The 13,751-nt window shown below is 58.1% G+C and carries 14 protein-coding genes and 2 pseudogenes; 8 read left to right on the top strand and 8 right to left on the bottom strand.

Annotated features, from left to right (window positions below):
* Nucleotides 1-11 precede the first annotated feature (11 nt).
* Nucleotides 12-653: a TetR/AcrR family transcriptional regulator gene (locus ACUN0E_RS17450; protein WP_445567398.1), complete on the bottom strand. Its 642-nt coding sequence runs from the start codon at nt 651-653 to the stop codon at nt 12-14.
* 999 nt (nt 654-1,652) lie between these two features.
* Between ACUN0E_RS17450 and ACUN0E_RS17455 the strand changes: the two genes are divergently transcribed.
* Entirely contained in the window at nt 1,653-2,234 is a 582-nt protein-coding gene (locus ACUN0E_RS17455) for a TetR family transcriptional regulator C-terminal domain-containing protein (protein ID WP_445567399.1), read from the top strand.
* Nucleotides 2,235-2,407: 173 nt separating this feature from the next.
* On the opposite strand, the pseudogene ACUN0E_RS17460 reads toward ACUN0E_RS17455, so the two are convergent.
* Nucleotides 2,408-2,847: pseudogene (locus ACUN0E_RS17460) on the bottom strand (transposase); the annotation flags it as partial.
* Between the two features lie 79 nt (nt 2,848-2,926).
* Nucleotides 2,927-3,940 carry a group II intron reverse transcriptase/maturase gene (gene ltrA / locus ACUN0E_RS17465; RefSeq protein ID WP_445567400.1) on the bottom strand — a complete coding sequence of 338 codons (1,014 nt, stop codon included), beginning with the start codon at nt 3,938-3,940 and terminating at the stop codon, nt 2,927-2,929.
* Nucleotides 3,941-3,969: 29 nt separating this feature from the next.
* Here ltrA and ACUN0E_RS17470 point away from each other — a divergent pair, with 29 nt between their 5' ends.
* From ACUN0E_RS17470 to ACUN0E_RS17480, 3 genes are all read left to right on the top strand, one after another.
* Nucleotides 3,970-4,257 (top strand): DUF5372 family protein, encoded by a 288-nt coding sequence (locus ACUN0E_RS17470; protein ID WP_408505657.1) that lies wholly within the window; start codon nt 3,970-3,972, stop codon nt 4,255-4,257.
* Between the two features lie 52 nt (nt 4,258-4,309).
* Nucleotides 4,310-4,642 (top strand): DUF6788 family protein, encoded by a 333-nt coding sequence (locus tag ACUN0E_RS17475; RefSeq protein ID WP_408313096.1) that lies wholly within the window; start codon nt 4,310-4,312, stop codon nt 4,640-4,642.
* Nucleotides 4,643-4,778: 136 nt separating this feature from the next.
* On the top strand, nt 4,779-6,851 hold the full coding sequence (locus ACUN0E_RS17480) for a recombinase family protein (RefSeq protein WP_408313098.1): 2,073 nt from the start codon (nt 4,779-4,781) through the stop codon (nt 6,849-6,851).
* Between the two features lie 8 nt (nt 6,852-6,859).
* On the opposite strand, the gene ACUN0E_RS17485 is transcribed toward ACUN0E_RS17480, so the two are convergent.
* Together ACUN0E_RS17485 and ACUN0E_RS17490 are read right to left on the bottom strand one after the other, a co-directional pair.
* The gene (locus ACUN0E_RS17485; RefSeq protein WP_445567401.1) at nt 6,860-7,126 is read right to left on the bottom strand and encodes a hypothetical protein; all 267 of its coding nucleotides are present in this window, start codon (nt 7,124-7,126) and stop codon (nt 6,860-6,862) included.
* A gap of 518 nt (nt 7,127-7,644) precedes the next feature.
* Nucleotides 7,645-8,155 (bottom strand): annotated as a pseudogene (locus ACUN0E_RS17490) (IS5 family transposase); the annotation flags it as partial.
* A gap of 106 nt (nt 8,156-8,261) precedes the next feature.
* Here ACUN0E_RS17490 and cysC point away from each other — a divergent pair.
* Nucleotides 8,262-8,816, top strand: coding sequence for an adenylyl-sulfate kinase (gene cysC, locus ACUN0E_RS17495; RefSeq protein WP_445567402.1), 555 nt, complete (start codon nt 8,262-8,264; stop codon nt 8,814-8,816).
* A gap of 567 nt (nt 8,817-9,383) precedes the next feature.
* Here the strand turns inward: cysC and ACUN0E_RS17500 are convergent.
* The 3 genes from ACUN0E_RS17500 to ACUN0E_RS17510 form a co-directional block, all read right to left on the bottom strand.
* The gene (locus ACUN0E_RS17500) at nt 9,384-9,635 is read right to left on the bottom strand and encodes a hypothetical protein (protein ID WP_445567403.1); all 252 of its coding nucleotides are present in this window, start codon (nt 9,633-9,635) and stop codon (nt 9,384-9,386) included.
* 308 nt (nt 9,636-9,943) lie between these two features.
* Complete coding sequence (locus ACUN0E_RS17505) at nt 9,944-10,336, bottom strand: hypothetical protein (protein WP_445567404.1); 393 nt, start codon at nt 10,334-10,336, stop codon at nt 9,944-9,946.
* A 292-nt stretch (nt 10,337-10,628) separates the two neighbouring features.
* The gene (locus ACUN0E_RS17510) at nt 10,629-10,907 is read right to left on the bottom strand and encodes an HU family DNA-binding protein (protein ID WP_445567405.1); all 279 of its coding nucleotides are present in this window, start codon (nt 10,905-10,907) and stop codon (nt 10,629-10,631) included.
* Between the two features lie 377 nt (nt 10,908-11,284).
* Between ACUN0E_RS17510 and ACUN0E_RS17515 the strand changes: the two genes are divergently transcribed.
* From ACUN0E_RS17515 to ACUN0E_RS17525, 3 genes are all read left to right on the top strand, one after another.
* Nucleotides 11,285-12,463 (top strand): DNA cytosine methyltransferase, encoded by a 1,179-nt coding sequence (locus ACUN0E_RS17515; RefSeq protein ID WP_445567406.1) that lies wholly within the window; start codon nt 11,285-11,287, stop codon nt 12,461-12,463.
* A gap of 200 nt (nt 12,464-12,663) precedes the next feature.
* Nucleotides 12,664-13,179 (top strand): SET domain-containing protein, encoded by a 516-nt coding sequence (locus ACUN0E_RS17520; RefSeq protein ID WP_445567407.1) that lies wholly within the window; start codon nt 12,664-12,666, stop codon nt 13,177-13,179.
* 352 nt (nt 13,180-13,531) lie between these two features.
* Nucleotides 13,532-13,744 (top strand): hypothetical protein, encoded by a 213-nt coding sequence (locus ACUN0E_RS17525; RefSeq protein ID WP_445567408.1) that lies wholly within the window; start codon nt 13,532-13,534, stop codon nt 13,742-13,744.
* Nucleotides 13,745-13,751: the final 7 nt, after the last annotated feature.

Raw genomic sequence — 13,751 nt, forward strand, 5'->3', positions numbered from 1 at the left:
CGAAACACGCGTCAGGTTGGCCACTGGGTTGCACTGACGTGCCGCTCGCAACGGCCAACAACAGCTCGCATGAGCGATGTCTTCACATACTGCAGATGAGCACTGTCGCGATGAATCCGATTGCGCAACATCGCACCTTGCATTAAGTCCACAATCATCACCGCGAGTTCGTCACATGCCGAGTCCTCCGGCAAGTCTCCCGCCGTAACGGCGTCGCGGAGACACCCGGCAACGTAAGACTGAAGTTCATTGAAGACCTCGAGGAGTCGGCGCCTGATGCTCTCACTGCGAGCGCTCACCTCGACGCTAAAATTGCTAAGCATGCACCCTTTCTGTACACCAAACCCCCCCACGTAATCTACACGAGCTTCTAAATAGGCTCCGAGTCGCGATAACGGCGACAGCTCGCCATTGAGTAGGGTCTCCTCCGCCGTCCGCCGAAGTTTAGCAACGTATATCTCAAGCACTTTCAGGAAAAAATCTTCTTTCGACCTGAAGTGATATGTGAATGACCCCTGCGACACTCCCGCGGCGCCAATAATGTCTCGAACGCTCGCGCCTGCGCATCCGCGCTCCTGCAGCACACGAAAGCCTTCCGTCAACAGTTTTTCTCGATTCGATCTCTTTCCCATCGTTCCAATATGCTCGTCCATATTTTACCTGTCAATAGACCCAGTTGCTTGCCGCCGCAACGTTGATTTTTGAACTGACCACATCTAACTGACATAGAGAGGACGGATGCTCGGCCCAGTCGTCAACGCTACAGAACAAAGCACGTTTCTTCGCCTAGGTAATTTAGACGGGTCGAACAATGCAGATCACGTCGTTCGTAGTTTTGGCTTGGTCGAGTGTATGCCATCGCATCGACGCCCGCCTGAGGGCTACGCATGCTGGCGCAATGCACAGTTTGGCGTGGTACGCACCGTGGAGCAATTTCAAACTGTACAAAACGCAAAAATCGAGCCATCGATGGCCCAGAATTGACTCTGAGTTTTGGGAAATATGGTACGTGCTGACTGCGGTGGCGTAATCGCGGAGAAGCTACTACAGTGTGAATCAACGCGTACGTTCGAAGATTTGGGCGTGACGAGTCATGTCCCTATCGACCAGCAATGCTAGTCAAGGGCGCGCCACTCTGTGACGTATATCGTGGGCAAGCCGTGCGTTACCAGCACCGAGCTTTCGTCAATTTGACGGCCCCGCCGACAGCGCAGACTCGTTGCGCGCCTGCAGGGCGCAAAGAAAAGCACTCTGCCCGTCTTCAGACGCAAAGACCAAACGGAGGGTCCCCCGCGAAATTGCACCAATCGGCAGATCTCATTTGGTGCGCGCGCTGCGCAATGGCCTTTGCAGTGCCCCGCTCGCTTCGCACCGCATCGCTTCGGACGGTCTGGGATGAAATAGACGTTTTGTCAAAAACGGCTCGTCCAGCCTTGTCGCAAGTCTTCGTCAGAGTAGACGACCAGACAATTGGACTACCTTCGACTAAAGGTCTAGTCGCACCTGCGGCGGCAATTCGATTTTTCAATACCTCGTCTCATTCGAAGTCCTCCTCGCTAGCCCGTAACCCGGGGCGACGCGGAAAGGCCAACAAACGAGGACATCAATCTGGCGTGTTATGATATGTACGTCCGTACAATTCTGCACTTGCTATGCCTAGACCATCACACAGAGAAACCCTCCTCTCCAAAGGAATGCGTGTAGTCCACGAGCATGGCTTCAACGGTGCGAGCGTGCGCGATATCGTCCAAGCGGCGGAGGTTCCACACGGCTCCTTCACAAATCATTTCGCGTCCAAGGAAGCATTCGGTCTGGAGGTGATCGACCTGTATTTTGCAGACGCGTGTCACGATCTTCGCGAAACACTATGCAATGACGAACTCGCCCCGATGTTCCGATTGCGCAAATATATCGACACGAGCATCCGACACATCAGCCGCAACGATTCCCGCAATGGTTGCCTGTTCGGAAATTTCGCCGCGGAGGCCGGTGACAGCGGCGAAGCCATTCGGCTCCGCATAGTCCAGATCTTTGCTGAAATCGAAAAATGCGTAGCTTACTGTCTGGCGGCGGCAGTTGATATCCGCGAACTGCGTGCGGACACCAACTGCCAGGAACTCGCGGCATTCATTGTGTCTTCTCTACAGGGCGCGTATTTGATGGCAAAACTGCGTCGCGATCCTACGCCAGTGGTCAAGTTCAAAGAGACTCTGTTCTCGACGATTCTGCGCTGACATTCGAGACACGCGGCTATTAAGGATGGTCTGCACAACCCCTTTCCTGCACTTCGTGCAGTTTGCTGCCCGCGTTTTAGCGACGGCGAAGATGCCGGGACCTCGATCGCCGTTCGGTTCGAACCGTGGCAGGGTGCGTTTGTCCAAATTCAAGGCGTCCGCGCCCGCCTGTTTTACGCTTTGCGCAGCGCCTTACGCACCATCCACAGATTACCCAGTGCAAACAGCGTCGTGATCTGGCTGTGTTTTTCGTCAGGCCACGGTATCGGGTCTTCGTACAGCCGAACTGGCGCTTGATGATCCGGAATGGATGCTCCACCTTGGCGCGCACGCCGGCTTTCAGACGTTCTATCTGATCGAATATCGCGTCCAGATGATCACTCAGGTCCAGTTTTCTGCGCTTGCCGGGCCCCATTGCGACATGCCAGCGCACTGAACCGTGCGCGCATCGCTTCTGAATACCCTGATATCCGGCATGGGCGTACACATCCACCTCTTCGCCGTGCAGCAACTCCTGGGCTGTATTGATGTCCTGAGCGTTGGCAGCTGTGCCGATGACCGTGTGCACCAGGCCCGATTCCGCGTCCGCGCCGATATGCGCTTTCACCCCGAATTGGTGAGTAGGCCCGGGGAGTTTCACCTCGAGCCTCTCGTAGAACCGTACGTGACACTCTCGCGTCATACGGCTCCCGTTATCCAACCTTTGATCCGGCGACACGCCAATGATGGAACAACGATGGGTTTGCGACCTGCATCTTGCGCACCCATTCCGCACTGCGTCGATGGCGACCGTGAAGAGTCTTGTACTTGCGCCCAGCCCAACGTTCCAGCGCACGATCAATGTGCTGGAAGAAGCGAAGCATGACCGTCTGGTAAAACGCACCATAGTAGTTCCACCATCCTTGTATCACCGGGTTGTATAGCATCGCCAGGTCGGCAAGCTTGACATGAGTCTGTCTGTTTAGCCGCCACCTGCGCACTGCCTGCCTCATCCGCTTCAAGGCGTCGTTGCTAGCCCCCGGAAGGAAGCTGGTAAATAGCCTGTTGTGTTGGCTATACGCCTTCCTCGGCCGGAACGTGAAGCCGAGGAACGTAAAGCTGACATGCGGATGGTGCTCGGTACGATTGCTGTCCTTGCAATACACGACCTTCGATTTCTCGGGATGCATCGTCAGTCCGCAAGCCGCCAGCCGTGATGCGATGGACCGCATCATGTATTCCGCCTGCTTCTGGCTACGGCAATGAACCACTGCGTCGTCGGCATAGCGGGCAAACGGGCAATTTGGACTGGTGCGCTGCATCCAATGGTCGAATGCGTAGTGCATGAACAGGTTCATCAAGATGGGACTGACCACCCCGCCCTGCGGTGTGCCGCGCGCCCGTGGTACACGCGTGCCATCCTCCATTTCGAACGGCGCGACCAGCCACCGCTCGATGTACAGAAGAATCCAGTTTTCCTTGATGTGGGTGCGCACCGCCTTCATCAGCAGCCCGTGATCGATTTGATCGAAGGCCGCCTTGATATCAAACTCCACCACCCAGTCGTATCGCCAGCAGCGTTCGCGAGTAATTGCGACGGCCTGCTTCGCTGATCGTCCGGGCCGGTACCCATAAGAGTCCGGATGGAAGATCGTGTCGAGGTTCGGCTCGATGATAAGTTTGACCACGGTCTGCGCGACACGGTCCGTGACCGTGGGGACGGTCATCGCGAACTGCACAACCGCTCAACGAGCATTTGGGTTGGGCTGAGATTCGTCACCCGTTCCATCCCCTCAGAGGTCAACGTTTTCCCGTTCTAAAGGAGCGCCGTGTCGCGGGCACCGACACACTGCTCCTCGGTCATGTGGAACGCGGCAGCTTCAGCATTGCCCGCGAATGGACCGACTGGGGCGCACCCTTCGTCCAGGACGACGCCGGCATCACCGTGTGCCGATTCGATCTGAGCATGTTGCTGGAGCTGATCGACTTGATCGACCTGCTTGCCGTTTCGGCCTCCAGGAAGTCATCCATCAAAGGAGCTTGATCAATGGATCTTCCTGTCCTACTATCAGACCAGTCGTTAACGTGGTCCGCTTATGGAAGACATTCCATCATCCGCCTTACGCAGACGCCGCGCCCAATTGCTGAAGCAGATGCCGGCGTTGGAGACACTCCTGCGGGGCTCGCTCATCGAACGCTACAAGCGCTGCGGCAAACCCGGCTGCAAATGCGCCGACGGCCCCGGCCATGGCCCCAAGTACTATCTGTCCGTGAGCTTTCCCGGGCGCCGACCGCAAATGGACTACGTGCCTCAGGCCGATTACGCCGACGTCACCGAACGCCTGGCGAACTATCACCGGGTCCGCGAGATCATCGAGGAGATCTGCGAGATCAACCGCGAACTCTTACGCCGCCGCGAAGCGCTCTGAGAGGCAGCGGTGAGCCAGTCGTCCCTGTCACTCACCCAATCCATCGATCCTCACCTGGCCGGCGTACTCATCGCCAACATGCTCGAGGCCTGGCTCACCGCCGGACCCGCGCTGGAACCGACCGAGGAGGCCGTCGATGAACACCAAGATCACCACGCAACATCACAGCAAGCCGGCGTACATCTATATCCGCCAGTCGACGCTGGCCCAGGTGCGACACCATCAGGAGAGCACCGAGCGTCAGTATGCTTTGCGCGACAAGGCGCTGGCACTGGGTTGGCCACCCACGGCGGTCCGGATCCTGGACCGCGACCTCGGTCAGTCGGGGGCGCAGATGACGGGCCGCGAGGACTTCAAGACGCTGGTGGCGGATGTCTCGATGGGGCAAGTGGGTGCGGTGTTTGCACTGGAAGTGTCGCGACTGGCGCGCTCAAACCTGGACTGGCATCGCCTGCTCGAACTGTGTGCGCTCACTCATACCCTGGTAATCGACGCCGATGGTTGCTACGACCCGGGCGACTTCAACGACGGCCTGCTTCTTGGTCTCAAAGGAACGATGGCACAGGCAGAACTGCACTTCTTGCGCGGCCGCCTCCAGGGCGGCAAGCTGAACAAGGCCCAGAAGGGTGAGTTGCGCTTTCCGCTGCCTGTCGGATTGTGCTATGGCGATGACGGCCGCATCGTCCTGGATCCCGATGACGAGGTTCGGGGCGCCGTGCAACTGGCATTTCGTCTGTTTCAGGAGACCGGCAGCGCATACGCGGTTGTCAAGCGTTTTGCTGAAGATGGCCTGCGCTTTCCAAAGCGGGCCTATGGAGGTGCCTGGGCAGGCCGACTCATCTGGGGGCGCCTGAGCCACGAACGCGTACTCGGTCTGATCAGGAATCCTTCCTATGCAGGAGTCTATGTGTTTGGACGGTACCAATATCGTCAGCGCATCACCCCACAAGGAGAGGTTCATAAGCGCGTGCAGCCGGTACCCAAGGCGGACTGGCGCGTCCATCTGCCCGACCATCACGAAGGATATATCACCCCGGAGGACTTCGAACGCAACCAGGCACGCCTGGCGCGCAATCGGACCAACGGCGAAGGTACCGTGCTCAGCGGTGCGGCACGTGAAGGGTTGGCACTGCTTCAGGGGATGCTGATATGCGGCCGCTGTGGCCGGGCGCTGACCGTGCGGTACCAGGGTAACGGTGGCCTTTATCCACAGTACCTGTGTAGTGCGCGTCGCCGCGATGGTCTGGCGACCACCGATTGCATGAGTATGCGCAGCGATCTCCTTGACAACGCGATTGGCGAGGCGGTACTCACCGCCCTACAGCCTGCCGAACTCAAGCTCGCCGTCACTGCCCTGAACGAACTCGAACAGCGCGATCGCGCCATCATGCGCCAGTGGCACATGCGCATTGAACGCGCCGAGTATGAGGTCGCGCTCGCTGAACGTCGCTACCAGGAATGCGACCCGGCCAACCGTCTGGTCGCGGGCACCCTCGAGCGGCGCTGGAACGACGCGATGATTCGCCTCGAAGCAATCAAGACCGAAGCCAGCCAATTCCAGAGCCAGAAGGCACGCGTCGCCACGTCCGAACAGAAGGCCCAGGTTCTCTCGCTTGCGCGCAATCTGCCCCGCCTCTGGCGTGCGCCCACAACCTCGGCGAAGGATCGCAAGCGCATGTTGCGACTGCTGATCCGGGACATCACGGTCGAGAAACTGGCCGCCACGAGACAAGCCGTGCTGCACATCCGCTGGCAGGGCAGCGCGTGTACTGACATCACCGTGGACCTACCAAAGCCAGCTGCCGACGCGATGCGTTACCCCGCCGCGTTCGTCGAGCGGGTGCGCGTACTATCGCAGCATCTGCCTGACCGGCAAATCGTTGCACACCTCAATCAGGAAGGCCTGCGCAGCGCCGCTGGCAAATCGTTCACGCTTGAAATGGTCAAATGGATCCGTTACCGGTATGAAATTGAAGCAACCTGCTTCAAGCGGCCAGACGAGCTCACGGTACAGCAGCTTGCCCATCGACTGACAGTCAGTCCACACGTCGTGTATTACTGGATCGAGCGCCACGTGGTCCAGGCCCGTAAGCTCGATGGGCGGGGGCCGTGGTGGATCACGCTGGATCCCGCCGGGGAGCAGCAACTGCGGGATTGGGTACGCACTTCAGGGCATCTGCAGCGGCAACATTCCAACACTCAACTGTGAGAGGTGCATTATGAAATCACCGTCGGCACACCCAGCTTTCTCACGCCCCCCGATGCTTTGGGAATCTCCACCTGCCGGACCGGTGGCGGGAAGTACGATCCCGATGACATCCGGTTCCACAGCTTGTACAGATTCTTCGACAGGTTCTGCTCGAACTCGGCGATGGTTTCATCGTCGATGCCTGCAGCTCCGCGGTTGGCCTTGACTTGCTGGTATGCCTCCCATACCGTGCGCTTCGCAATGCTATTAGGTTTCGCCGCGATCACGTTGCTCATCCCCGTAGGTTGACAGCGTTTATCGGCAGGATAACGTCACCCCTTCGCTCCGCTCCCATTACAGGCGCTTCCACGCTACTACGGGTGACTCCGTCCCTTGGTCCAGCATCGGTATTCTTCCTCATGGTTTCTGCCATTTGTCATTTCCCTTCGCATCTGGAACAAGGTTCTCACGTTCCGTACCAAAGCCTGTATTGAGATCATGCCGCCTATACACCGGCTGCCATCGGGCCTGTAAGCAGGTATCGTCCCGATTTGTCCTGAAGCCAATGGTCTACCTCAGTTTCGACAGCGCCTTGGGCATAACGATGCGTCATCGGACGGTTTGCTTTCGCTCATCTTCTCAATACGTACCTGCCACCCTCGACGGGTGACTTTTCCACAGTCGCTCACCACCACGCCTTTTGAACGCAGCAGCACCGGGCGGTTTGAAGTCTGCTCCTGCAAGCCGACTCCGGAAGGCCTTCTTCCATCTTCAGTACAGCATCCCAAGCTTGCGCTCAGGTTCGTGACACACACCATTGATTTCCCTTCTTCGTCTGGTGCATTTCCGGGTCGCGCGTCCCGGATGCGTTCTTCGTCGAGTTGGGGCGCAGAAATCAAGGTGGCGTCGACTACCGACCCGGCCTTGAGCATCAGACCTTTCCCGCTCAGGATCTCATTGATCAGCGCGAGCATCTGCACAGCCAGACCGTGCGCTTCGAGCAGGTGGCGAAATCGCAGGATTGTGCTCTCGTCGGGCAACCGCGTCATGCCATCGTCGAACCCCGCAAAGTCGCGATACAGCGGTACGTCATAGAGCGCTTCTTCCATCGCCGGGTCTGACAGACCAAACCACTGTTGCATGAAGTGAATCTGCAGCATCGTGGCAATCGGAAAGGGCGGCCGTCCCGTTTTACCCTTCGGATAGTACGGCTCAATCAGGGCAATCAGTTGCGACCACGACACCACGCGCCTCATCTCTTCGAGAAATTACCGTTTGCGCGTGCGTTTCGTTGACAGATCCAGACCAAGGCCAAGTTGTGCCATTACCCCCCTTAAATTCTCCCGCTCCTAGGATAGTCCACGCTCACATCAATGCTCACGCACCGCCGCAGCGGACGATGATTCCCGCCCCGGACCTCTGGATTACAGAATGAAATACTCGCCCGCCACGCTGTGGATGACCGGCCTGAGCGCAGCCGGCAAGACGACGCTCGCTCAGGCGCTCGAAGCGGCGCTGGCCGCGCTCGGCATAGCGGTTGCCGTGCTCGACGGCGACGTCGTGCGACAGCAACTGAGTCGCGATCTCGGTTTTTCCAGGGAAGACCGCAGCGAAAACATCCGGCGCGTGGCCGAGCGGTGCCGGCAGCTCAATGACGCCGAAACTTGGGCGATTGCCGCGCTGATTTCGCCTTTCCGGCGGGACCGTGAACTGGCGCGCCAGACGGTCGGGGAAGCCAGGTTCTTCGAGGTCTACGTGGCAACGTCGCTCACGGTGTGCGAGGCGCGCGACCCGAAGGGGCTGTACCGGCGTGCCCGGGCGGGAGAGATCGCGAACTTCACCGGCATCAATGATCCCTACGAGGCACCGCTCAATCCGGATCTGTGGCTCGATACGGCGACCCGGTCGCTTGCCGGGTGCGTGGCGACGACGATGGGACGGCTTGAAGCAGCGCGTGCCGCGCTGCACGTGGAAGGCGCGCGGTGAGTCGCATTGTCTTCGCCTGCGAGCCTAGCGAAGATCACGGGCACCTGTCCCCTGCGAGCGGTCACCCGCCAGCTAATGTTGCTCGCGCATGATCTCGTGTTCGGGCCAAGGTCGATCGATGGCCGCGGCCCAGCGTTATCTGGCTTTGCACGGCGTCCGCCGGTTTGCCTGCCCGACGCCTGCCGGCGTGGCGGGGCTGGGGCGGGACATTGCCACCTGCGCTGACATCCGGGCCGCGTATTCCACGCCATGCTGGACAGCGATTTCGCACGAAGCTGCACGATGAGCTTGTGAGGGCGCCAGCCAGCGGATCGAATCGCACCATACATCGCGTGGCAGACAGGAAATGGATAATCCGCAAGGAGTGGCAGCGATGCTCGCACCACGACTGAAGAAACACACCGGTTCATTCTCACCCGTAAGGCTTCCGAGAGGGACCATTGCTGCGGGAAATTGCGGGCTGCGGCCCAGCACAACGCGATTCTCTCCGACGGCCTCAGAGCGACGGTTTCGTGGGCAGAGGAAGCGAGAGGAATCTAATCTGCAGAGCCACGCCCACTATTTCCATTACTTGAATAGTTTCAACTCCACGTTTTGCACAATGACGTTTGCGTGGGCGTCACTTTTTGCTTTGTTCGCGGCTATTTCGACTAAGGTCTGGCTTGCATCGCGGCAAGCGTGTCTGTAATCGGGAAGCGCGATCGCGCAAGCTGCTGCCGTCCCCTTGCTCTGCTTGTTATCGCCTCTCATCTGATAAAAAGCGATCCTGTCTGGCCAGAGTTTGGGCGCCTTGCCAAAATATTCGAACCGTTGCTCCATGAACGTCTGCGCTTTCTGAGGATCGCGCGATAGCATTTGATAGCAACAGTCACCTGTAGTCGCCACGACCGCTCGGGGGACTTCGGATTGCGCATCAGTACTTGATTCGGATCCTCTTTCCCCTGAGCATGCATGTCATTAATCGCGTTCGCCAGATAGCCGTAGCGTTCACTTTAGCCGAAGCTCTGTGTATGTATCTTGCGCAGACAATGCGAGATCAGTGGCACAGGTATGGGAACGCCTAGCCGCCCTCATGCTGCTCAAATTCCTGCGCAGGTAGTAGCCGACCTAGAAAACGGCGTCACGATTCAGTCAGAAAATGGCGAACGCTTTTGGCTGGCAACGAATGAGTCGAGCCGCGCGCGAGCCTCGACAAACATCCAGGCGGCAGCAGACGCTAGCTGCCGGTCATACAAAGCTAGCACCTCCTCTAGCGAGCTCGCAGTCGCAGGATCCAGCGTCCAGACTTTTTTAAGGTTCGCTTGAGCGAGAGCGTCCTCCAAACCGGCTTCTGCCTGGCGATATAGCTCCAGGGACGCATCGCCAAAACCAGACCGCTGCAGGTAGTACGTCGTATAGACGCTCTTTACGAGCTCATTCATGAGATAGGCATTGCCGCTGCCACGACGACAGACGGCAAGCGCGAGATGGTTCAGGAGCGAGATATCGGAGGCAGACTGCCGAGAAATTGGCAAAAGCATCTGTTTGCTCAAATGCCTTGAGCCGGATATGGCTCGGCTGAACGACTGGGAAGCGTTGCGATACATGACGGGGGCGTTTAACGCGAGGAGAATTTGGCCCGGCAATGGTATCAGACGTTCCGGAACAGCTCACGCGTGACGGGGAAATCGTCCCGTCCTGACGGCAGAAGAACCTTTCCTCGGCGCTTGCGACATCCGTCACCGCAGCACATGTTACGGCAACGTATCTGACAATCGAATCACAAGGCGGCCCGCGCCGAACTATTCAGGCGCGGACTCACAGCGTTAAATCTTACTTGCCGTTTACGCGATCTTTGAAGCCTTTGCCGGCCGTGAACTTAACGGTCTTTGCGGCTGGAATCTGGATCTCTGCGCCAGTCGCCGGGTTGCGACCGACTCTTGCAGCCCTGTTGCCAGTCGAAAATGACCCGAAACCAATAAGCTGCACACTGCCTCCGCCAGAAATCGTCTTGGTGACAACCTCGATGAATGCGTCGATGGCTTCGCCGGTGACGCCTTTGCCTTGACCTGTGGCGCCGGCCACAACGTCAATCAGTTCCTGTTTATTCATACGTGTCCTTATAGAACGTGTTGATGTTTGACGATTCGCTGAAACAGTCAACCTGTTTCTTCTCGAATCCTACCATTCGCCGCGGAGCTTCCCCTGCCTTTTGATCGCAGGGGTCAATGTTGGCAGTCCATGGCGATACGCGAGCCATTCGCCTGCACAGACCTAGTTTCATTCGCTTCGGCGGCTCGTCCCTCAGCCCTGAACACTTTGCTTCACGCGGACACACCGCCAAAACAATTCGTTTCCCGCAAAACAAGAGGATAGGTCGTAGACCGGGCTAAAAAATTAGCAATCTCAGGTGGATGAAGTAAAGCAACAGTCTGTCAGCTGCCCGAATAAAAAACGCGCCTACACGAGTTTTAACTTGAGCTCGTGTTATGCGTTCCATCGAAAGCTATATTACGCAGTACGCGTCCGCAGTTGCCGGCGTCGAAAGTGAATCCCTGTTTGACGGGGCACACAGTCGTCTGAAATGCGTCGAACTGTTTGCTGGCTGCGGCGGGATGGCGAAAGGCCTGGAAAATGCCGGCTTTCGCCACTTGGTTAAGGCAGAGTTCAACGCCGCAGCGTGCGCGACTCTACGCGCGAATTGTCCAGATACACACCATCGCGAGCCATCTCTTATCCTCGAAGCAGACGTCAGAACCATCGACTGGAGCAGTTATCAGGGAGTCGACTTGGTAGCCGGCGGACCGCCCTGTCAACCGTTCTCCAATGGCGGCCGGGCTGCGGGGCCACAGGATGGGCGTGACATGTGGCCGGAGGCTATACGCGCTGTGCGCGAGATGCAGCCACGGGCGTTTCTTTTCGAAAACGTGAAAGGGCTACTACGGCCGGCGTTCAGCGAATACGTTCGCCACATACTCGATTGCCTGGAACGAGGTGGCTTTGAAGAATCTCTGGACGCCCCTAAGTACCAGGTCGCGGTGGCTAAGGTCAACGCAGCGGACTACGGCGCTCCACAGAAGCGCGAAAGAGTCCTGATTGCAGGGGTACGCGTCGACTGTGGCACCCTGCCATCGTTTCCCGTGAAAACGCACAGCGCGCGCCGGCTCTATTTCGACAAGTGGATAACGGGCGAATACTGGCAACGCCACAACCTGCCGCGTCCGAACGACGATGCGATACCGCGCTCTACACGCGTCCAGCTCGCGGAATTGGCTTATTCGGCCGAACCACCAGAAGAAGCAGCGTGGCTTACCTGCCGCGATGCTTTTTTCAGCCTTGGCGCCCCGTCCTTCAAAGCCAACGTGACCGGGCACGAACCGCGTCGCGCAGGCAAGCAGTACGAAGGCCATACCGGAACTCTTATCGACGAGCCAGCAAAGACGCTCAAAGCTGGCGTCCACGGGGTGCCTGGCGGCGAAAACATGGTGGTGGACCTCGACGGCACCAGTCGCCACTTCACAGTTCGAGAAGCTGCGCGACTTCAAGGATTGCCAGACACATTCGAACTCCCCGGCTCGTGGTCTCAGGCTATGCGCCAGTTAGGCAATGCGGTGCCTGTGCAACTTGCCACTACCGCCGGCTGCTGGATCGCGTCGGCCCTGAGGTAAGCGGCAAACCCGAGCACAGAAGTCCACCAATCGGTCACCGCGTTTTTTTCACCCCAAAACGTTGACCCGCGAATTCGCGTCAGGTTTTTGCGATTCGTTTGACAACTAGATTTTGCCTGGTCAGCATCAGGACGTCTGCAAACTATGCCGGTGGCTTCACCGGCATAGCACGCTCCCCTTCCCGAAATGGCGACGCTGTCATGAATCAATCCGCCCGCAAAGTACGTCCGCGATTTGTGGTTCACCGTTCGCCGGTGCACGGCCGGGGCCTCTTTGCGAACAACACCATTGCCGCAGGCGAATTCGTCTGCGAATACAAGGGTACTCGAGTCAGTTGGAAAGACGTTTTGGACCAGCTGCCAAATGACCGCTCACAGCCAGGACACACGTTCTTCTTCGACGTCGAGGAAGGAATCGTCATTGACGGCAGCAAAGGCGGGAACGGCGCTCGCTGGTTGAATCACGCATGTTCGCCGAATTGCGAGGCGGAGCTGTCGAATAACCGTATCTTCATTTACGCGCTGCGCGATATATCGCCTGGCGAGGAACTCACGCTTGACTATGCGCTGGTTGTAGACGGACGCCACAGCCACAAGATTCGGGAGGAATTCCGTTGCCACTGTTCATCGCCCGAATGCAGGGGGACGATGTTGGAGAAGCGCAAAAAAGGCGTGCGAACCAGTGCCCGCAGCTCGACTCAAGCAGCCGTAAGCTAACGAGAGGATTGCGAAAATCCCCCGCAAAAGCACAGTGAAACCTGCTGATCATGAAGACCGGGGGCGCCAGTCTGCATGTGTAGGTGGTGCGTCTTCAGGCCAGCAGCTGAAGTTTTCCGAATACTCGCCGTTATAGATACCAGAGCAGAGTTTGTGCAAGCTGTGCTGGGATAGCGCGGCGTCGCCCCGCCCAAACCGCTAACAACAAAGCCAATTTTTCTATCCACGGAGTCCAACCTCCCGGACGGTCCTCATACAAGTTGCTGACGTTAAGATTATCGAACCGGACGTCGCACAGTTTCGGGAACTCTATCCCCGCTACAGCTCTGTCGTCCGAGCAGAACTTCCGTTCGTGGACACGCAAGCAGCGCGCGAGGCTGCTGACTCTCATCCCGACTATGATCCCGCCGAAGCTACCCGCCTCGCCCGGCACCCAGCAAAGGCCGCGGTAATGCCGGTCATTGAACGCACCGAGAATGGCGATACCATGATCGCAGGCTGGACGACATGGGAGATGCTTAACGGCAAAGCGATGACGATTCCGGTTCTTCTGGTCGGCTATTGATTAGCCG

It is taken from the genome of Paraburkholderia sp. D1E (assembly GCF_052682275.1).